Source organism: Neisseria flavescens (assembly GCF_001618065.1).
Taxonomy (GTDB): Bacteria; Pseudomonadota; Gammaproteobacteria; order Burkholderiales; family Neisseriaceae; genus Neisseria; species Neisseria flavescens_A.
Genome location: NZ_LAEI01000021.1, coordinates 66,765 through 87,875, shown reverse-complemented (window position 1 = coordinate 87,875; position 21,111 = coordinate 66,765). Strand labels below are relative to the sequence as shown.

At 48.0% G+C, this 21,111-nt stretch carries 19 protein-coding genes and 1 pseudogene; 14 read left to right on the top strand and 6 right to left on the bottom strand.

Annotated features, from left to right (window positions below; all coding sequences use genetic code 11):
* Nucleotides 1-451 precede the first annotated feature (451 nt).
* Both dnaG and rpoD read left to right on the top strand, forming a co-directional pair.
* Nucleotides 452-2,223: pseudogene (dnaG, locus tag TW89_RS04090) on the top strand (DNA primase).
* A 194-nt stretch (nt 2,224-2,417) separates the two neighbouring features.
* Complete coding sequence (gene rpoD, locus TW89_RS04085; RefSeq protein ID WP_128580632.1) at nt 2,418-4,370, top strand: RNA polymerase sigma factor RpoD; 1,953 nt, start codon at nt 2,418-2,420, stop codon at nt 4,368-4,370.
* Between the two features lie 114 nt (nt 4,371-4,484).
* On the opposite strand, the gene TW89_RS04080 is transcribed toward rpoD, so the two are convergent.
* Nucleotides 4,485-5,837, bottom strand: coding sequence for a polynucleotide adenylyltransferase PcnB (locus TW89_RS04080; protein WP_128580631.1), 1,353 nt, complete (start codon nt 5,835-5,837; stop codon nt 4,485-4,487).
* 215 nt (nt 5,838-6,052) lie between these two features.
* On the opposite strand from TW89_RS04080, the gene TW89_RS04075 reads away from it, so the two are divergent.
* The 5 genes from TW89_RS04075 to TW89_RS04055 all read left to right on the top strand — a co-directional run bounded on the left by TW89_RS04075 (nt 6,053) and on the right by TW89_RS04055 (nt 8,684).
* Nucleotides 6,053-6,238 (top strand): DUF3460 family protein, encoded by a 186-nt coding sequence (locus TW89_RS04075; protein ID WP_003680728.1) that lies wholly within the window; start codon nt 6,053-6,055, stop codon nt 6,236-6,238.
* 12 nt (nt 6,239-6,250) lie between these two features.
* The gene (locus TW89_RS04070) at nt 6,251-6,919 is read left to right on the top strand and encodes a class I SAM-dependent methyltransferase (RefSeq protein WP_128580630.1); all 669 of its coding nucleotides are present in this window, start codon (nt 6,251-6,253) and stop codon (nt 6,917-6,919) included.
* Nucleotides 6,920-6,933: 14 nt separating this feature from the next.
* The gene (locus TW89_RS04065; protein ID WP_128580629.1) at nt 6,934-7,689 is read left to right on the top strand and encodes a tetratricopeptide repeat protein; all 756 of its coding nucleotides are present in this window, start codon (nt 6,934-6,936) and stop codon (nt 7,687-7,689) included.
* A gap of 80 nt (nt 7,690-7,769) precedes the next feature.
* Entirely contained in the window at nt 7,770-8,255 is a 486-nt protein-coding gene (gene purE, locus TW89_RS04060; protein ID WP_128580628.1) for a 5-(carboxyamino)imidazole ribonucleotide mutase, read from the top strand.
* A 96-nt stretch (nt 8,256-8,351) separates the two neighbouring features.
* Nucleotides 8,352-8,684, top strand: coding sequence for a hypothetical protein (locus TW89_RS04055; RefSeq protein WP_128580627.1), 333 nt, complete (start codon nt 8,352-8,354; stop codon nt 8,682-8,684).
* An 82-nt stretch (nt 8,685-8,766) separates the two neighbouring features.
* Here the strand turns inward: TW89_RS04055 and TW89_RS04050 are convergent, their stop codons facing one another.
* The gene (locus TW89_RS04050; protein WP_128580626.1) at nt 8,767-10,560 is read right to left on the bottom strand and encodes a 2-isopropylmalate synthase; all 1,794 of its coding nucleotides are present in this window, start codon (nt 10,558-10,560) and stop codon (nt 8,767-8,769) included.
* Between the two features lie 226 nt (nt 10,561-10,786).
* Here TW89_RS04050 and TW89_RS04045 point away from each other — a divergent pair, with 226 nt between their 5' ends.
* Nucleotides 10,787-11,902: a methyltransferase gene (locus TW89_RS04045; protein WP_128580625.1), complete on the top strand. Its 1,116-nt coding sequence runs from the start codon at nt 10,787-10,789 to the stop codon at nt 11,900-11,902.
* A 121-nt stretch (nt 11,903-12,023) separates the two neighbouring features.
* On the opposite strand, the gene bfr (TW89_RS04040) is transcribed toward TW89_RS04045, so the two are convergent.
* Nucleotides 12,024-12,497: a bacterioferritin gene (gene bfr / locus TW89_RS04040; RefSeq protein WP_107696846.1), complete on the bottom strand. Its 474-nt coding sequence runs from the start codon at nt 12,495-12,497 to the stop codon at nt 12,024-12,026.
* Between the two features lie 29 nt (nt 12,498-12,526).
* On the bottom strand, nt 12,527-12,991 hold the full coding sequence (bfr, locus tag TW89_RS04035) for a bacterioferritin (RefSeq protein ID WP_004520304.1): 465 nt from the start codon (nt 12,989-12,991) through the stop codon (nt 12,527-12,529).
* A gap of 419 nt (nt 12,992-13,410) precedes the next feature.
* Between bfr (TW89_RS04035) and typA the strand changes: the two genes are divergently transcribed.
* Nucleotides 13,411-15,222: a translational GTPase TypA gene (gene typA / locus TW89_RS04030; RefSeq protein ID WP_107723336.1), complete on the top strand. Its 1,812-nt coding sequence runs from the start codon at nt 13,411-13,413 to the stop codon at nt 15,220-15,222.
* Nucleotides 15,223-15,323: 101 nt separating this feature from the next.
* Here the strand turns inward: typA and TW89_RS04025 are convergent, their stop codons facing one another.
* A complete protein-coding gene (locus TW89_RS04025; protein ID WP_128580637.1) occupies nt 15,324-16,280 on the bottom strand; it encodes a cupin domain-containing protein in 957 nt (318 codons plus the stop codon).
* A gap of 128 nt (nt 16,281-16,408) precedes the next feature.
* Here TW89_RS04025 and TW89_RS04020 point away from each other — a divergent pair, with 128 nt between their 5' ends.
* Nucleotides 16,409-16,744 (top strand): carboxymuconolactone decarboxylase family protein, encoded by a 336-nt coding sequence (locus tag TW89_RS04020; RefSeq protein WP_003686488.1) that lies wholly within the window; start codon nt 16,409-16,411, stop codon nt 16,742-16,744.
* Between the two features lie 112 nt (nt 16,745-16,856).
* A complete protein-coding gene (locus TW89_RS04015; protein WP_049351660.1) occupies nt 16,857-17,225 on the top strand; it encodes a rhodanese-like domain-containing protein in 369 nt (122 codons plus the stop codon).
* A 55-nt stretch (nt 17,226-17,280) separates the two neighbouring features.
* On the opposite strand, the gene TW89_RS04010 is transcribed toward TW89_RS04015, so the two are convergent.
* Nucleotides 17,281-17,619, bottom strand: coding sequence for a hypothetical protein (locus TW89_RS04010; RefSeq protein WP_128580624.1), 339 nt, complete (start codon nt 17,617-17,619; stop codon nt 17,281-17,283).
* Between the two features lie 98 nt (nt 17,620-17,717).
* Between TW89_RS04010 and surE the strand changes: the two genes are divergently transcribed.
* From surE to TW89_RS03995, 3 genes are all read left to right on the top strand, one after another.
* Nucleotides 17,718-18,473: a 5'/3'-nucleotidase SurE gene (surE, locus tag TW89_RS04005; protein WP_128580623.1), complete on the top strand. Its 756-nt coding sequence runs from the start codon at nt 17,718-17,720 to the stop codon at nt 18,471-18,473.
* Between the two features lie 93 nt (nt 18,474-18,566).
* On the top strand, nt 18,567-19,478 hold the full coding sequence (locus TW89_RS04000) for a peptidoglycan DD-metalloendopeptidase family protein (RefSeq protein ID WP_128580622.1): 912 nt from the start codon (nt 18,567-18,569) through the stop codon (nt 19,476-19,478).
* Nucleotides 19,479-19,556: 78 nt separating this feature from the next.
* Nucleotides 19,557-21,080: a phospholipase D family protein gene (locus tag TW89_RS03995; RefSeq protein ID WP_128580621.1), complete on the top strand. Its 1,524-nt coding sequence runs from the start codon at nt 19,557-19,559 to the stop codon at nt 21,078-21,080.
* Nucleotides 21,081-21,111: the final 31 nt, after the last annotated feature.

The window sequence follows — 21,111 nt, the reverse complement described above, 5'->3', positions numbered from 1 at the left end:
CCCGCCCACACTTCCAAATCGAAGGCTTGGATGTCAACTTGTCATTGGTATCTCAAATGCCTAAAGAAAAGAAATAAGCAATTAGGCAAACTTGAAAAATCCTCTTTCCAAAAAGGAAAGAGGATTTCTACTCCTACAAGTAATTATTTCTTTGCCCATAGGTATAAAGAAATTTAGTCAAAATATCCAGTGAAATCTACAATTTTGGAACAACATCTCCCTTAACCTAGGCTCCTTGGTATAACAAAAATTTGTAATATTTGTGATTATTTTGAACATGAAATACTCTTTCCAAATACCCTACCTCAAAAGGATAAGACACATGTATTACAACAATTTGCTATAATACGAAACTCATTTCAACCCTCATCCAAAATTCCATTTTCAGACGGCCTTTGTCTGTTTATAAGGCCGTCTGAAATGTTTTCCGTCCATCCTCTTCTGCCGAGCCATGATTCCATCTGATTTCATTGACGAGCTTTTATCCAAAGTCGATATTGTCGATATTATCGACGAGCAGGTTCCGCTGAAGAAAGGCGGGGCGAACTATATGGCCTGCTGTCCGTTTCATAAGGAAAAGACGCCTTCGTTTTCGGTCAGCCCAACCAAGCAGTTTTACCATTGCTTCAGTTGCGGGGCTCATGGTTCGGCGATTGGTTTTGTGATGGAACATCAGGGGCTGCCGTTTCCGGAGGCGGTGCAGTTTTTGGCTGATCGCGTCGGCATGGCGGTACCTAAAGTTCGTGGGCAGGAAGACAACCCCGAAATCCGTGCCGAACGTAAAAAAAAGCAACAAACTTTGGAAGAAACAACGGCGGCTGCAGCGGATTTTTACGCACAACAGTTGAAATTCAATCCAGCGGCGAAGGCTTATTTGGACAAACGCGGCTTGAGTGCGGAAGTCATCGCGTATTATGGCTTAGGCTATGCACCTGACGGTTGGCAACCTTTGGCGCAAGTATTCCAACCCTATCCGAATACTGCGTTGGTAGATACAGGCATGGTCATTGATAACGAAGGCAAACATTACGACCGCTTTCGCCATCGGATTATGTTCCCTATCCGTAATCCGCGCGGTCAGGTAATTGGCTTTGGCGGCCGCGTATTGGACGACTCCAAACCTAAATACCTGAACTCACCGGATACGCCTTTGTTTGACAAAGGGAAAAACCTTTACGGGCTATATGAAGGGCGTGCTGCCGTAAAAGAGGCCGGACGGATTTTGGTGGTCGAAGGCTACATGGACGTGGTCGCATTGGCTCAGTTCGGCGTCGGCTACGGCGTAGCGGCTTTAGGTACGGCAACTACGGCGGAACACGTCAAAATCCTGATGCGTCAGGCAGACAGTATTTATTTTGTTTCGATGGCGACAGTGCGGGGCGTAAAGCGGCTTGGCGCGCGCTGGAAAATGCGTTGCCACAATTAAAAGACGATAAATCGCTGCATTTTCTATTCCTACCCGAAGAACACGACCCAGACAGCTACATCCGCGCCTACGGCAAGACTCAATTTGAAGATGCCTTGTTAAACCAAAGCAAGCCCCTATCGGAATACTTTTGGGAACATCTTTCAGACGGCCTCAACCTCAATACGCAAGAAGGCAAAGCAGAATTGGTCAAAACCAGTTCTCCGCTCTTGGCTCAGATTACCGCGCCGGCATTGGGCTATCTCCTGAAACAAAAACTTAGCGAGTTGGTAGGTATTGATCCTGACAACCTCGCCCAGTTACTTGGACAAGAAGCGCCAAAGCGGCACGTCAAACAAAAAAGTTACAAACTGCCGCCTATTTCTGTCAAACAGCCAACCATGCTGACACTGGTTCAAAGACAGATACGCAGCCTCTTGATAAATCCGGCTTGGGCTTCATATATAGACCTGCCCGATTATCTGGCTTTAAGCGGCGACTTTGCCTGCCTTGCCAATCTGGCCGAAACCATCAAGAATCACGCCACGATTCCAGCAACAGCACAAGTGCTTGAATATATGCGCGGTTCGCCCTATGAGGAAACCGTCAATCAAATCTTTTTATCGACCCTTCACTCTGAAGAAATGGAAGGGGATAACGAAGAAGATTGCGAAAGTTTCCAAATCGGCATGAAAAAGTTGTTAAATGAATTAAAATACAGTCAAATCGAAACTTTAAAGCAAAAAAGTATTCAAACTGGTTTGACCGAAAATGAAAAAAGACTATTGCTGTCGCTTTTGACGGCAAAGCAAAACTAACCCCTCAGGCCGTCTGAACAATCTAAACACACGCTGCGAAACATGACACGCAGAACACTCCATCTGTAATATTTTCAGACGGCCTCAGAGTATTAAAGTGAAATCTGATTTCACAACAAAAAGCTCTGCTCCGCCTTCAGGTATGGCCACATCACCGTAAACCGTCGGCATCCTATCAACCTAGAGAGCAATCCATGTCTAAAAACCAAAACTACGAAGAATACCAAGACCAAGATGACAACCGTCCCTTGAGTATCGAAGAGCAGCGCGCCCGTCTGCGCCAACTCATTATCATGGGTAAAGAACGCGGCTACATCACTTATTCTGAAATTAACGACGCCCTGCCCGACGATATGTCTGATGCCGAACAAATCGACAACATCGTCAGCATGATTTCCGGCTTGGGTATCCAAGTAACCGAGCAAGCCCCCGATGCTGAAGACATCCTCTTGAGCGACAACGCCGCCGCCATGACCGACGACGATGCCGTTGAAGAAGCCGAAGCAGCACTCTCCAGCGCAGATTCAGAATTCGGCCGCACAACCGACCCTGTGCGTATGTATATGCGTGAAATGGGGCAAGTCGATCTGTTGACGCGTGAAGACGAAATCATCATCGCCAAAAAAATCGAAAATGCACTGAAAAACATGGTGCAGGCAATCTCCGCCTGCCCAGGATCGATTGCCGAAATTCTGGCTTTGATCGAACAAGTCCGCAATGATGAAATCCGTGTGGATGAAGTGGTTGAAGCGATCATCGACCCTAATGAAGTCTTGTTGAACGAATTAGGCTTGGGTCATTTGGAAAATGCTAAACCTGATGACGAAGAAGGCGAAACCGATAGCGATGATGAAGATGGCGACGAGGAAGATGAAGACGACTCCGGCGGCGACTCTGAAGCCATATCCGCTGCCCATTTGGCCGAACTGAAGCAAAAAGTTTTGGAACACTTCGCCTTTATCGAGAGCGAATACGGCAAAATGATCAAGCAGTTGGAAAAACACGGCAGTCAGCACGCCAACTACCTGAAACACCGCGATGCCATTGCCAACAAACTGTTGGAAGTCCGTTTTGCCACACGTCAAATCGAAAACCTGAGCAGCAGCCTGCGCAGCCGCGTTGAAAACATCCGCAAACTTGAGCGTGAAATCCGCGATATCTGTATCGACCGCGTCCGCATGGATCGCGACTACTTCATCGAAAACTTCCTGCCTGCCATTACCAATTTGGAATGGGTTGAAAAAGAAGTAGCCAAAGGCCGTGTATGGGCAAACGCTTTGGATCGTTTCCGCCACGCCATCCTCGAAAAACAAGCCGAGCTGGCCAATATGGAAGCCGAAACCCGAATTTCCATCGAAGAGTTGAAAGAAATCAACAAAAACATGGTGCTGAGCGAGAAAGAAACCTCAGCTGCCAAACAGGAAATGATTCAGGCCAACTTGCGTTTGGTTATTTCCATTGCCAAAAAATACACCAACCGCGGCTTGCAGTTCCTTGATTTGATTCAAGAAGGCAATATCGGTCTGATGAAAGCGGTGGACAAATTCGAATACCGCCGTGGCTACAAGTTCTCAACTTACGCCACATGGTGGATCCGTCAAGCGATTACCCGCTCCATCGCCGACCAAGCGCGTACCATCCGTATTCCGGTTCACATGATTGAAACCATCAACAAAATGAACCGTATCTCGCGCCAATACCTGCAAGAAACCGGTGAAGAACCTGATTCCGCCAAACTGGCCGAGCTGATGGAAATGCCGGAAGACAAAATCCGCAAAATCATGAAAATCGCCAAAGAGCCGATTTCCATGGAAACACCGATTGGCGATGACGATGATTCGCACTTGGGCGACTTCATCGAGGATGCCAACAACGTTGCGCCGGCAGAAGCTGCGATGTACACCAGCCTGCACGAAGTAACCAAAGAAATCCTCGAAAGCCTGACACCACGCGAAGCCAAAGTTTTGCGTATGCGTTTCGGTATTGATATGAATACCGACCACACTTTGGAAGAAGTCGGCAAACAATTTGACGTAACCCGTGAACGTATCCGTCAAATCGAAGCCAAAGCTCTGCGCAAGCTGCGCCACCCGACCCGTAGCGACCGCCTCCGCAGCTTCCTCGACAGCGAAGAAAACAAATCATAAAAGCAAACCGCAGGTTGAAAGACCTGCGGTTTTTATTGGAATACGAAGGTCGTCTGAAAACCAAATCTCAAAAGATTTAATCGCTTCAGACGGCCTTAAATTTATTTTGATAATTTATTCAGCCTCAGTGGTTTTCTTTTTCGGACGACGGCGGCGACGTTTGGGTTTGCCGTCAGTTGATCCACTTTGTTTCTGACGTTTGTGCTCATTAGCCGCAGTCATTTGCTGACGGGTTTCCTCATCGGCATGTTGGAAAGTTGTCCACCAAGAAGCCATCTCTTTATCAACCTCGCCAACCTCGCTACGCAAAATCAGAAAATCATAAGCAGCACGGAAACGGGCTTGCGATAGCAGGCGATACGGGCGTGCGCCACGCATATTGTCAAATTGCGGCTGAAATTGCCAAATTTCACGCATGGTTGCAGAAAATCGTTGCGGTACGCCCCAACCTTTCTCCACTGTGTCACGCATGGTGTTCATCGCATCCATCAATGCAGGGACAGGTTTTTGTCCATGGCTTTGATTGCGTTGCCAAATAGCGTTCAGTGTCGGCCACAATACCGCCGCCAATACGAAACCGACGGAAACGGACTTATCCGCACGGATACGCTCGTCGGTATTTTTCAAGGCCAACATAATCATACGGTTTTCAGCCGCTTCAGCAGTTTTCAAGGCATCTAAAAGCGGATGGATGCCTTCGGGAATACCCAACTCGTTTAGCCGTTTCAAACAGGCACGAGAATAACCGGAAAACAGAATTTTCAGAATTTCGTCAAAAAGACGAGCAACAGGCTCATTTTTCAGACGGCCTGCATATTCTGCAATCGGCAAAGCCGTTTGCTCTTCCACTTCAAAGCCCAACTTGCCAGACAAACGGACGGCACGAAGAATACGGACAGGATCTTCCTGATAGCGTTCGGCAGGATCGCCTATCATCACCAATTTTTTATCGGCAACATCAGTCACGCCCTGATGGAAGTCCCAAATTTCCTCTTTAATCGGGTCGTAATACAGCGCATTGCAAGTAAAGTCGCGGCGCATGGCATCTTCTTCAATGCTGCCGTAAGTATTATCCTTCATAATGCGGCCTTGCGCATTTTGCTGAACCTTATCGCCACCGCGGAACGTCGTGACTTCAATGGTTTCAGGACCAATCATCACATGAACGATTTGGAAGCGGCGGCCGATAATGCGGCTGCGGCGAAATACTTTGCGGATTTGCTCCGGCGTGGCATCGGTTGCGATATCAAAGTCTTTGGGCTCGACCCCAAGCAACAAATCCCGAACGGCACCGCCCACAACATAAGCCTGAAAACCGGCTTCATGCAGGCGTTTGGCAATTTTCTCTGCGGCAAAGCTCAACATATCCGCACGGATACCGTGTTGCTCAAGCGGGATAATTTCCTTTTCGGGCAACGATTTGACGTGTTTTTTAGGCAACACTTTATGCAGCCATTTCTTTAACATAAGCAGCTCTTTTCACAATAAAAAAGGCCGTCTGAAACTTGTCTGGCTTAAGCCTTTGCACAATATTCTGCTGCAGAAGGGGCAAAACATTGAGCAAAGACTTCAGACGGCCTAAAAAGACGTGCCATTATACCTTATGGAAGTTCGATTAATTAGCGTATTGGCAAAAAATATCGGCTATAATGACAGTCTGACAACGATTCAGGCAGAACATCATGTACCACTACAAATCCGAAGCTACCCAATTCCTCGACAAACTCATGGAAGACAATCCCGAAATGGAAGCACAACGCCTCGAAAACCGCCATTTGCTGTGGGATGTTACCCTCAATCCGACTGAACAGGCTGAATTTGAAGCGGCCAAAGTCAACAAAAAACCCTACACCTACTATCAAGACTAATCCCGTATCGGCATGACGACCAACACACACAATACCGATCCGGCATTACAACATTACCTCAACAGCATTGGTCAATCCGAACATCCCGTTTTGACCGCATTGCGCGAGCGTACCCAATCACATCGTCTGGGAAAGATGGCCATCGCCCAAGAGCAGGCGGCCATGTTGGTGTGGTTGGCCAAATTATTGAATGCCAAAAAATATTTGGAAGTTGGCGTCTTTACCGGTTACAGCAGCACCGCCATGGCGCTTGCCCTCCCCGAAGACGGCAAAATCACGGCTTGCGACATCAATGTAACCTTTACCGATATTGCCCGCGAAACATGGCAGGCTGCAGGCATAGCGCATAAAATCTCGCTTCATCTGCAACCGGCTTTGCTGACTTTGGACGATTTGATTGCGCAAGGCGAATCGGAAAGCTACGACTTGGCACTTATCGATGCCGACAAACCGCCTACGCCGAAATATTTTGAACGCTGTTTGCAACTGGTACGGAGTGGCGGCGTGATTGCCATCGACAATATCTTGTTGGGTGGGCGCGTCATGAATGAAGCTGCCGAAAATGATCCGCCAAGCTTGGATATCCTGCGCCATTTCAACCAAAATCTACCGCACGATACACGCATTATTCCCATTACCCTGCCTGTCGGCGACGGTTTGACACTGCTACTAAAAAAATAAAACGACACAATCCGATGAAAACATTATCACATTCCCTATTTCTTTTGCCGCTTACTCTATTGGCCGCATCGTGCGCCGTTTCCCATCCTCCCCAACCTACCGACAATCCCAACTTTGTCCTACCGGATATTCCGCGTGAGCCTTTACATGAAAAAAGTATTCCCTATCCGCGTTTGGACGCACAAACCCAGATTGACCACTTGGGCATACAAATTGCCCGACTGGAACGCACGGTTGAAGAATTAAATCAACGCTTGCACACACTGGAACAACAACGAAACATCAAACGTCCAACCCCTTTGGCTTCCAAACCCAAAGCCCAGCGCTTAGACGACCGCAAGCTGAAAATGAACTATTTGGCCAATGGTGGCGGCGTGCCGTCTGAAACAGACTCAGCCGCACAAAATGAACTGCGCCTTTATAACCAAGCGCAAAAATACTACCAGCGCAACAACTTCTCCACTGCCGTGGCCATTTTGAAAGAAGCCGACGGTGGCAACGGCAGCGAAATTGCCCGCCGCAATATGTACCTGCTCCTGCAAAGCCAACAACGTTTGGGCAACTGCGAATCCGTTATCGAAATCGGCAACCGCTACGCCAACCGATTCCGCAGCAGCCCCCAAGCTCCCGAAGCCATGTACAGCATCGGCCAGTGCCAATACAAACTGCAACAAAAAGACATCGCGCGCAGCACATGGCGCAAACTGATACAAAGCTTCCCAAACAGCGAGGCGGCAAAACGCGCTTCCATCAGTCTTAAACAAAGATAAACGTTCAGACGGCCTTGTCATCCCCAAGGCCGTCTGAATATTTTTTTACCCTTAATCCATTCAAGCAAAAGGAACTCCTCATGATCCAAGTCGGCATTATTATGGGCAGCAACAGCGATTGGCCGGTGATGCAGCAGGCAGCACAATTTCTCAAAGAATTCGGCGTTGAATACGAAGCACGTGTCGTCTCTGCACACCGTACGCCTGATTTGATGTTTGAATACGCAAAAACCGCACGCGAACGCGGCATCAAAGCCATCATTGCCGGCGCGGGCGGCGCAGCGCATTTGCCAGGCATGGTCGCTGCCAAAACTACGGTTCCCGTCTTGGGCGTTCCCGTTCCCAGCAAATATCTGCGCGGCGAAGACTCCCTGCTTTCGATTGTGCAAATGCCCAAAGGCGTTCCTGTTGCTACATTTGCCATTGGCGAAGCCGGTGCAGCCAATGCAGCGCTATTTGCCATTTCACTTTTGGCCAACGAAAATCCTGAATTGGCTGAAAAATTGGCCGCTTTCCGTGCCAAACAAGAACAAACCGTTCTAGCCATGGAATTGCCTGAAGCATAACTGACAAAGGCCGTCTGAACGTTGTAAATGGAAACTTTGATTTCGTTTTACGATTGTTCAGACGGCCTTAGTCTTTTATCAAATTGAATTAATGCCATGAAAACCCTAGCATTTATCCTACTCTCCACCCTGCTTTGTTCCTGCCAAAGCCCAAGCACTGCCGTTCAATCAACTGTCATTCCATCTCAACAGCAAGCCCAAGATACAACCGGAAACCTGATTATCTTCTATGATGCCCAAACCGGTTCCGCGCCATTGCTAAAAGCAGTGAAAACCTCGGGTGCAAGTTTGATTTATGAATACAAAAACCTGAACGGCATTGCTATTCGTCCGTCTTCCAAGACCAAGATTGAAGATGCCATTGCCTATTTCAAAAAAGTAAACGGCGTATTGTCTGTCGAACAAGACCGACTGCTTAAACTTCAATAAACAAACTATTTTTTGACCAAATAAAAAAGGCCGTCTGAAACATATCACTACGATTTCAGACGGCCTTTACTTGTTCAAAGCATTAAATCATGCCTCTGCCTTGCGCTTTTGGCTTGGCTTGGCCGAATTCCAATTTACTCAACGCAGACAAATAGGCTTTGGCAGTTGCCACCAATACGTCGGTATCCGCACCTTGGCCGTTGACCACACGGTCGCCACGTTGCAGGCGGACAGAAGTTTCGCCTTGGCTTTCTGTACCTTGCGTCACCGCGTTGACAGAGTAAATCTGCAAGGTCGCGCCACTTTGAGCCACGCTTTCAATGGCTTTAAAGATCGCGTCAACAGGGCCAGAGCCAGTAGCGGTGGCGTGTTTTTCTTCGCCGCGAATACTGAACACAATATTGGCACGAGGCTCTTCACCGGTTTCGGTACTGATTTTTTGAGAGATGAATTTGTAGCTCTCAGCATTCAGGCTGCCCATTTCATCAGACACCAAAGCGTGCAAGTCTTCATCAAAGATTTCGCGTTTCTTATCCGCCAGCTCTTTGAATCGTGCAAATGCCGCATTCAATGCCTCTTCGCTTTCCAACTCGATGCCCAAATCTGCCAGCTTGCTGCGGAATGCGCTGCGGCCGGAGAGTTTACCCAAAGTCAGGCGGTTGGTTGACCAGCCAACTGATTCGGCAGTCATGATTTCATAGGTTTCAGGGTGTTTCAACACGCCGTCCTGATGAATGCCTGATTCGTGTGCAAAGGCATTTGCACCAACTACTGCTTTATTTGGCTGAATCGGATAGCCGGTAATGGTGGACACCAGTTTGGATACCGGCACGATTTGCGTGGTATCGATGCCAGTTTCCAAGCCAAACAAATCATGACGCACTTTCAACGCCATCACGATTTCTTCAAGGCTGGCATTGCCCGCGCGTTCGCCCAAGCCGTTGATGGTACATTCCACCTGACGCACGCCTGCCTGAACAGCGGCCAGCGAGTTGGCAACCGCCATACCCAAGTCATTATGGCAGTGGGTCGACCAGACTACTTTGTCGCCGTTGGGCACGCTTTTGATGATGTTGCTGATACGCTCGTACCATACGGAAGGGATGGAGTAGCCGACAGTATCGGGTATATTGATGGTGGTTGCGCCAGCCTCGATAACCGCCGTAAAGATTTTGGCGAGGAAGTCCAAATCCGAACGCACGGCGTCTTCGGCGGAAAATTCCACATCGTCAGTATATTCTTTGGCAATTTTTACCGCTTTGACCGCCGCATCAATGACCTGCTGCGGCTTCATTTTCAGTTTGTGCTCCATGTGGATGGGGCTGGTGGCGATAAAAGTGTGAATACGTTTTTTCGGAGCAGGGGAAACAGCTTCGCCTGCTTTGCGCACATCGTTTTCAACGGCACGCGCCAATGAGCAAACTGTAGATTTGGTAATGATTTTGGCAATCGCATTAACCGATTCAAAATCGCCCGGACTGGCTGCTGCAAAACCTGCCTCAATCACATCGACACCCATCTTTTCCAACTGGCGGGCAATACGGATTTTCTCCTCTTTGGTCATGGACGCACCGGGCGACTGCTCGCCATCGCGCATGGTAGTGTCAAAAATAATTACACGATTGGTCTGTGTCATTTCTGTTCTCTCCAGAGATTCGTTTTTTTGTAAAAAAGCATTCAAATCAAGCGGTCTGCCTTGCGCTTCCGCCAAAGCGGTCAGTTTTTGCAACTGAGCCAAAGGCAGGGAACCGCGTGTACGCCATTTGTAGATAGCCGCAGTGGTCGCAGCATTTTCCGGGTCGTGCTGTTTCAGGGCTTCGGCCAGCGCGTTTACACCGCCAAAATAGGCAACCAAACGGTCAATGTCTAATTGCATGATGTTCCTTGTCCAAATCCGATTAAGATTATTGTGTTCTAGTTTTGCATTATACTCATTTTAGACAAAACGACAATCTATTTTTATCAAAATATTGGTTTAAATTTTAAAATTTGAGAAATTTTTATACATTTTGTCTAATTGAGACTATTAAAAGCTCCTCTCAAACCGAACACATCCTAAATATAGTAAACTAATCCTCTATTTTTACGATTTGAAACGCATTATGCCCCATACCATCCCTACCAACTGCTCCGACATCGAATGGCGCAACGAAAGCACACAAAAGCCACCCAAGCAGGCGGTTTACATACAAGAAGTAGGCGCAGCAGAAATCTTAAAAAATGCCCACGCGCAAACTGCAACTGTTTGGACTGGCGATTTTCACAATGCCAAGCAAGTCTTGGCCGCAATGAAAAAGCGTATCCACAGGCCGTCTGAAAAAAAGAAAGACGTACCTGCCGATATTCAGACGGCCTTTCACGCCCACCGTATGAAACAGGCTCAGCAAAGCCGTTTGCTCAATATGCTTGCCGTTGAAATCCAACCGAATTTTCAACTGGATAATGCACGCGCACCCGACATCTACGCCGCCCTGCGCGATGTTTACGATACCCCAAACAACAAGCCGTTTCTTTTGCCGCTGAATCAATTACTGGGCTTTATCGGTGCGCACGAGTGGCACAAAAAAGGCATAGACATTCCTCAGCTTGATGGAAAAATCCATGTTCCTTTCGGCGTATTCTCTCCACTGCGTGGCGAATATTTGGATTTAATCACCCAAGCGCCACTCGCTCCCAATATTCAGACGGCCTTTGACATCGGCACCGGCTCAGGTGTTATTGCCGCAATTTTGGCCAAGCGAGGCATACCCGACATCATTGCCACAGACACCAACCAAAAAGCAATAGCCTGTGCCACAGCAAACCTCGAACGCCTAGGCTTGGATAAAGCTGTCAGTATTCAATCGATTGATTTATTTCCTGAAAGTTGCGCCGACCTTATCGTCTGCAATCCGCCTTGGTTGCCGGCAAAACCAACCTCCACTATTGAGACTGCCCTTTACGATCCCAATCATGCCATGCTGACTGCGTTCCTCAACGGCGTACGTCATCACTTAAACCCGAACGGCGAAGCTTGGTTGATTATTTCCGACTTGGCAGAACACTTGCATTTGCGTGATAAAGACTTTCTAAACCAATGCTTTCAGACGGCCTCGCTCAATGTAGTTGATATTCTGAAAACCAAACCGCAACACAAAAAAGCAATAGATGAAGCCGATCCTCTGGCATTTGCCAGAAACAAGGAAACTACTTATCTATACCGTTTAAAAGCGATATAAAATCAAGGCCGTCTGAACATACAGACAGCCTTTAAGCATTTCTATAAAAGAAAACGGCATATCTGTAAAGATATGCCGTTGATGGGAGCAGGGACTGCTATATTTGGCAGTGGTTTGTGTTTTAGTCCTCTTGCGCCGCTGTTTGCAGGTAGTTTGGCAAACCGACTTTGCCAATCAATTCCTGCTGAGTTTCGAGCCAGTCGATGTGTTCTTCGTTGATGTCTTTTTGTTTTTCCAACAAATCACGGCTGACGTAGTCTTGTTGCTCTTCTGCAAGAGCGATGGCTGCAACCAGAGCATCATGTTTTTCATACTCTTTTTTCAGATCGCAGGCAATGATTTCTTCGGTAGATTCACCGATCAACAGTTTACCCAATTCTTGCAGATTAGGCAGACCTTCCAAGAACAAAATACGCTCGATTAAATCGTCTGCGGATTTCATTTCGCGGATGGATTGTTTGAAGAAGTGTTCGCCCAATTCTTCAAAGCCCCAGTTTTTCAAAATGCGGGCATGCAGGAAGTATTGGTTAATGGTAATCAGCAACAAACCTAAGTTTTTGTTCAGCTCGCGAATAACTGAGATATTACCTTTCATATTCAGCTCCTTATACGTTATACGCTAGATTACAGTTGGCTTTGGTAGTAGTTGCCTTCGCCGACCAATTCGATCAGACGCAGTTGTTGTTCCAACCAGTGAGCGTGATCTTCTTCAGTGTCTTTCAGTTGGGCAATCATCAAATCGCGGGTAACGTAGTCTTGAGCTTCTTCGCACAATTTGATGCCTTTTTTCAGCGCATCGCGTACTTCGTATTCAGTGTTCAAGTCTGCTTTCAGGCAAGAGATTACGTCAGTACCGATGTTCAGTTCGGCACGGGTCATTTTAGGAGTGCCGCCCAACATCAGGATACGACGGATGAAATCTTCGGCGTGAGTGGTTTCTTCTTCCATCTCGTGGTTCAAACGTTCGAACAGTTTGGTGTAACCCCATTCAGAGTACAGGCGAGAGTGGATAAAATATTGGTCGCGAGCAGCCAACTCACCAGACAATAATTCGTTCATGTAATCAATAACTGCTTGGTTGCCTTGCATAATTCTTTCTCTTTCTTTTAAAAGTTGATAATCACGAAATGAAGATTCGTGTGTTGTTATGGAATGAGGTAATTGTATGCACAAGTAGCACTTTTGACAAATTTTCTATTTAAAATACAAACAATTATCAAAAAAGTTAACCAGCCAAAAAGGCCGTCTGAAAAATTAATCCCCTGTTTTTAATAATATTTTTTTGACATTAGTATTAAGAATCCATTGCATTATTCAAAAACATTTACATTCGTTAACCATAAATAAAAGCAAATAATCCAACAAAATCAATCAAATTTAATTATGAATTATTCTCAACTGCTTTTGTCTCATTTTTTTGAATCTTCTACTCGGTCAACACTTAGGAATCGTGCTATAATTACCAGTTATCTTTTTTTTAAGCAACCAGCTAAACCTTATAAATTATCATGAAACAAATCCGCAATATTGCCATCATCGCCCACGTCGACCATGGCAAAACCACATTAGTTGACCAATTGCTGCGCCAGTCCGGTACATTCCGTTCCAACCAGCAAGTCGAAGAACGCGTCATGGACAGCAACGATCTTGAAAAAGAACGCGGCATTACCATTCTCGCTAAAAATACCGCCATCGAATACGAAGGCTACCACATCAACATCGTAGATACCCCGGGACACGCCGATTTTGGTGGCGAAGTGGAACGTGTATTGGGCATGGTTGACTGCGTCGTACTGTTGGTTGACGCACAAGAAGGCCCTATGCCGCAAACCCGTTTCGTGACCAAAAAAGCCTTGGCTTTGGGTCTGAAACCTATCGTTGTTATCAACAAAATCGACAAACCGTCTGCCCGTCCAAGCTGGGTTATCGACCAAACATTCGAATTATTCGACAACTTGGGTGCAACTGACGAACAATTGGACTTCCCTATCGTCTATGCTTCCGGTCTGTCCGGCTTTGCCAAACTGGATGAAAACGACGAGAGCAGCGATATGCGTCCTCTGTTCGAGACCATTTTGAAACACACGCCTGCACCAAGCGGCAGCGCGGACGAAACGCTGCAACTGCAAATTTCCCAACTGGACTACGACAACTACACCGGCCGCCTCGGTATCGGTCGCATCCTGAACGGCCGCATCAAACCCGGCCAAGTCGTTGCCGTTATGAATCATGAAGAACAAGTTGCCCAAGGCCGTATCAACCAACTATTGGGTTTCCAAGGCTTGGAACGCGTACCTTTGGAAGAAGCTGAAGCCGGCGATATCGTGATTATTTCCGGTATCGAAGACATCGGTATCGGCGTAACCATTACCGACAAAGACAATCCTAAAGGCTTGCCTATGTTGAGCGTAGACGAGCCGACCCTGACCATGGACTTTATGGTCAACACTTCTCCTTTGGCCGGTACTGAAGGCAAATTCGTGACTTCCCGCCAAATCCGCGACCGCCTGCAAAAAGAATTGCTGACCAACGTTGCCCTGCGTGTTGAAGATACTGCCGATGCCGACGTATTCCGCGTTTCCGGCCGTGGCGAATTGCACCTGACCATTTTGTTGGAAAACATGCGCCGCGAAGGCTTTGAATTGGCAGTCGGCAAACCGCGCGTGGTATTCCGTGAAATTGACGGTCAAAAATGCGAGCCTTACGAAAATCTGACTGTGGATGTGCCGGATGAAAACCAAGGCGCGGTCATGGAAGAACTCGGCCGTCGCCGTGGCGAATTGACCAATATGGAAAGCGACGGTAACGGTCGTACACGTCTGGAGTACCACATTCCTGCACGCGGCCTGATCGGTTTCCAAGGTGAATTTATGACCTTGACCCGCGGTACCGGCTTGATGAGCCACGTTTTTGACGACTATGCTCCGGTTAAACCTGATATGCCCGGCCGTCACAACGGCGTACTGGTTTCTCAAGAGCAAGGTGAAGCTGTTGCTTACGCCCTGTGGAACTTGGAAGACCGCGGCCGTATGTTCGTTTCTCCAAACGACAAAGTCTACGAAGGGATGATTATCGGTATTCACAGCCGCGACAACGACTTGGTGGTAAACCCTCTGAAAGGTAAAAAACTGACCAACGTCCGTGCCAGCGGTACAGATGAAGCCGTGCGCCTGACTACGCCGATTAAATTAACTTTGGAAGGTGCAGTTGAGTTCATCGACGATGACGAACTGGTTGAAATCACGCCACAATCCATCCGCCTGCGTAAACGCTACCTGAGCGAATTGGAACGTCGCCGTCATTTCAAAAAACTAGACTAATTCTGTTTGATTGATACGTTTTAAAATTGAGGCCGTCTGAAAAGTGTTTTGGAAATCCTAGATTTCATTTTTACACTTTCAGACGGCCTTTTATCATCTGTTCAAATAAAGTAAATCGGCATTTCTTCCGCTTGTACTGCCGCCTCATCAGTACGATCATTCTTACGATATTGCCCCGGTGATATCCCATATTGCTTTTTAAATGCCTTGCCAAAATGCGTTTCCGATTGAAAACCGACCGAGAGCGCAACCGATAAAACCGAATCCGCCGTCTGTTTCAATAATAATGCCCCCTGTTGCAAGCGAATACTGTTAACAAAGGCGTGCGGGCTTGTTCCCGTCTGCTGCTTAAATACTCGCATCAACTGGGCGCGAGACAAGTTGGCAATCGCGGTCATTTTCTCGATATTCCACTCTTCTTCCGGCTTGTCTACTACTGCCTGAAGCAGATTCCGCAAACGTTTGTCCTGCCAACCATTCAGCAAACCGCTTAATTGCGCTTCCCCATTTTTTTCCAAGCTAGCTCGAAGTAGAAATACCAGCAACACCGAAGCCAATGCGTTCACAACCGCTACCGAGCCGGACAAAGCCTGACCGCTCTCATATTGCAACAATGCCACCAAATACTGTAAAGAAGGATGGTTGATATTCAGCAAAACAGTGTCAGGCAGACCTGCCATAATATCCGCCTGCGCTTCATATTCAAACCGCGCACAGAAAAGATACAAAGCCGCATCGCCTCCTGCATGACTTTGCTTGACTTTAAATGCGCCTTTTTCACTCGTCAGCACATTGACGCCGAGATTTTCACAACTGCTGTCGCTACTCAAAGTATGCCCTACGCTGCGCGGGAAAAAAATGATATCCCCCGCACTCAGCAGCCTAGCCTCTTGCTCCCCATCAATTCGGATATAACCCGAACCGGCAGTTACGATATGCACCAAACCATGCGCACGCTTTGGCTCATGCCGCACATACCACTCCCCCTGAAACAGACATTGAACATCCACGCTGCCTTTTACCTGCGCCAATTCGACCAGCCTATCCAAAATATCCATAGTGTTTTTTACCAATAAATGAGATGTTTTGACGATTTTATTCTTCCAATTATTGCAATAATACACACACCAAACACAAACGGATAGGATTTTTTATCTTATCCACTCACATTAAGAAAGGACATATCATGTTTAAAGACTGGCCTGAACATACCGCCTTGGTAAAAAAAGCATTCGGCGAACTGGGTAAAAACCATCCTAAAATGCTGCAAGCCTACGGCGCACTGGATCAAGCAGCCGCTGCCGAAGCACTGGATGCCAAAACACGCGAACTGATTGCCATTGCCGTTGCCATTACCACACGTTGCGAAAGCTGCATCAGCGTGCATGCAGCCGCTGCAGCCAAAGCAGGTGCAACCGAAAGCGAAATCGCCGGCGCATTGGCCACCGCTATCGCCCTGAACGCAGGTGCCGCTTATACCTACGCTTTGCGCGCTTTGGAAGCAGTAGAAACCCAACGCTAATCGGTTTGTAAAATCAGGCCGTCTGAAAGCCGACTCCCCTTTCAGACGGCCTGATGAAATGCTAAACTGATAAAGTTATCATATTGTTTTCTGTCTAATAGGAGATTGAACCATGAAGAAACTGCTGACCGCCGTACTTTTTGCCGCCGCTGTTGCCACTCCTTTGGCCGCTTCCGCAGCCTCTATGCCTAAGGTTGAAAAAAGCGCGGCACAGCCTGCAAAAGCAAAAGGCGTTTGGATTGATGTCCGCTCTGCCGAAGAATTCAAAGAAGGTCATTTGCAAGGTGCGCTCAATATTCCGCACGACCAAATCGTTGAACGCATCAAATCCGTCAGCCCGGATAAAAACGCACCGGTCAACCTCTACTGCCGCAGCGGCCGCCGAGCAGAAGCTGCGCTGACTGAGCTGAAAAAAGCCGGCTACACCAACGTAACCAACCATGGCGGTTATGAAGATTTGGTGAAAAAAGGTTTGAAATAAATCTAGTTGATTTTAAAAAGGCCGTCTGAAACTTTTCAGACGGCCTTTATTACCATTACAGACAGCAACTTCCAAATCTCAAACGTTTGCTGAGACCGGTTTCGTGAATCAATTGTTTGATAACCAAAATATCGGTGTTATCGGCCAACGCGCGAATGCTGTGCGCCTCCATCGGCTCAAGACGGATAACTTGCAAGCCTTCGGTTTGCAAAACTTCGTCCACCGTTTTGATTTCGGCTTTGCCGTTTAAAACCAAAAGCAAAATAATCGCATCCGCCTCATATGCCGGAATTTCATTATTCTTCTGCAGTGAAAGCTGAACAATCTCCTGATTGCCGTCTGAAGCAATCACGCCGCCCAATAAAGCTTTGGGGTCTAACTCATAATGTTTCATTATTATCCTTTCCGCCCAAACGTTGCCGATTCGTGGACAATCGCTCAAGCAAACCAGTACAATACCGCCCATCTTACCGATAGACACAATATTGTCACATGAACATATTAATCTCAAACGACGATGGTTATCTTGCGCCCGGTTTGGCAGTTTTGGCAAGAGTATGTGCAGAATTTGCCAATGTCAGGGTGGTTGCGCCCGAACGCGATCGCAGCGGCGTCAGCAATTCCCTGACTTTAGACCGTCCTTTACAACTGAAACAGGCGGAAAACGGGTTTTACTATGTGAATGGCACGCCCACCGACTGCATTCATGTCGGCCAGCACGCCCTCGCCGATTTCAAACCCGACTTAGTCTTGTCCGGCATTAACAACGGCGCGAACATGGGCGACGATACGCTTTATTCCGGTACGGTTGCCGCCGCGACTGAAGCCTATTTAATGGGCATTCCCGCCATCGCCTTCTCGCTTGCCGATTCCAGCGGCCGTTATTGGGAAACCGCGGAGAAGGCCGCTTGGATACTGCTTTCCTACTTTCTCAAACGCCCTATTTCCGAACCCATCTTATGGAACATCAATATCCCTGCCGTCGCACCTGAGGATATCCAAGGCATAAAAATGACACGGCTCGGTCGTCGCCATCATGAACAAAGCATTGTTCCCATGTATAATCCACGTGGCGAACAAATTTATTGGATTGGGCCGGTCGGCGATGTTTCCGACAGCGAAGAAGGTACCGACTTTGGCGAATGCGCGTCCGGCTTCATCACGATTACCCCCCTGCAAGTCGATTTGACTGCCTACGGACAAATGGAGCAAACCGCTTCCTTTTGGTCAGAAATCCCTGCGCCTTAACAGTCCCTAACAGCCGAACACTTGAGAAACAAGCATATTTTTATTATGATATGCTCCGACGAGAACAATTACCCGAATACGAAAGTCATTAACATGTTGAAAAAAAGTGTATCTTATGCCGGATCGGCAGCTTTGGTTTTATTACTTGCAGCCTGTGCCAGCCAACAACCGGCTCCTGTAGTCGTCGGCACACAAAGCGGTAGTTCAACAACAAACTCTACCGCTGACAATCCTTACGGTGCAGCGCCTTACAATACCAACACCAGCCCAGCGGCAGACGCTCCATACACTCCGCCGGCAAGTACACCTGCTCCAACATATAACAGCGGCAGCACCGGCACTTACACGCCTTCTTACGCGCCTGTTGATATTAATGCAGCGACACATACTGTTGTTCGTGGTGATACCGTTTACAACATCTCCAAACGCTACAACATTACCCAAGACAATCTGCGTGCATGGAATAACTTGGCCGACAACACCATCAGCATTGGTCAAACCCTCCGTGTGAAACCTGAAGGCTACGTTGCACCGGCAGCTTCTGCAAGCAAACCTTCTACTCCAACAACTACAACCACTGCTCCGACTCCAAGCACTCCTGCCAATACACCAACCGTGTCTACCGGCAGCAGCCGCAACGTTAGCGGCATCACATGGCAGCGTCCGACTACCGGTAACGTTATTGCCAACTTCGGCGGCAGCAACAAAGGTGTAGATATCGCCGGTACACAAGGTCAGCCTGTCGTTGCAGCGGCAGACGGTAAAGTCGTTTACGCAGGCTCAGGCTTGCGCGGTTACGGCAACTTGGTCATCATCCAACACAACTCCTCATTCTTGAGCGCATACGGCCACAACCAACGCCTGCTGGTTAATGAAAACCAAACCGTGAAACGCGGTCAAACCATTGCGCACATGGGTAATACCGATGCATCCCGCACTCAGTTGCACTTTGAAATCCGTCAAAACGGCAAACCGGTCAATCCGGCAAATTATGTTGCCTTCTAAGCTGATTCAAGCAACTTAATTTCAATTCAATCCCTGCCTAAATGTCATTTAGGTAGGGATTGTTTGTACCGGTTTCCCATGAAATTTCATCTTCCTCTTCTTTATACCCTGCTATTGGGCGGTTGCGCCGCGTTTTTGCCATCATTGGACGAACGCACCCAAAGCAGTTATCTTGACATCCCTTCAACGCCGCGACTGGACAGCGCCTTAGGTATTCCTTCTACTCCCTCCAAGGCCGATATTTCCCATATCTATCTGCTGAACGATGCCCATGAAGCCTTTGTCGCCCGTGCCGCCCTGATTGAATCCGCCGACCATACCCTCGATTTGCAGTACTATATCTGGCACAACGACATCTCCGGCAAGCTTTTGTTCAACCTGATTCATCGCGCGGCCGAACGCGGCGTCCGTGTGCGTTTGCTTCTGGACGACAACAACACCAACGGCATGGATGATCTCCTGCTTGCACTCGACAATCATCCCAATATCGAAGTCCGTCTGTTTAATCCCTTTATTTTCAGAAAATGGCGTGCACTCGGCTATGTTACTGACTTTCCGCGACTTAACCGCCGGATGCACAACAAATCGTTTACCGCCGACAACCGTGCTACCATTTTGGGCGGACGCAATATCGGCGACGAATATTTTAAGGTTAACGACGATACCATCTTTGCCGACCTCGATATCCTCGCCACAGGCCGCGTCGTAACCGAAGTTTCCCAAGACTTCGACCGCTATTGGGCAAGTCATTCCGCCTACAACGCAACCAGCATCATCAAACGGGGAAACCTGCAAAAAGGATTGGTAGAGCTCGATTACACCGACCAAGATAAAAACCAAACGCTCATCCGCTACCGTCAAAGTATCGAACACTCCAACCTCTATCAAAAAATGCAGAGCAACCTTATGGAGTGGCAAAGCGTCAGCACACGCCTGATCAGCGATGACCCGGCCAAAGGCTTAGACCGCGACCGGCACAAACCGCCTATTTCCGAACGCCTGCAAGATGCCCTCAAGCAACCAGAAAAAAGCGTTTACCTTGTCTCCCCTTATTTTGTACCCACAAAATCGGGCGTTAAGGCCATAGAAAAGCTGATTCACAACGGCGTGGACGTTACCGTCCTGACCAATTCGCTCCAAGCAACCGATGTTGCCGCCGTCCATTCCGGCTACGTCAAATACCGCAAACCTTTGCTTAAAGCCGGAGTCAAACTTTACGAACTCCAGCCAAACCACGCCGTTCCGACTTCCAAAGACCGCGGCTTGACCGGTAGCTCCGCCACCAGCTTGCATGCCAAAACATTCATCGTGGACGAGAAACGCATTTTCATCGGCTCATTCAACCTCGACCCACGCTCCGCACGGCTCAATACCGAAATGGGTGTCGTCATCGAAAGCCCCGAAATCGCAGGCCAAATGCAGCGAACCCTCGTTACGACCACCCCAAACTACGCCTATCAGGTAACGCTTGGCAATTACAATAAACTATACTGGTATGACCCAAGCGAAAAACGAACTTACGCACACGAACCCGAAGCCAAGTTCTGGAAACGGATTACTTCAAAAATCCTGTCCATCCTGCCCATAGAAGGATTATTATAGAGGCCGTCTGAAAACAGAAATCATGCGGCCG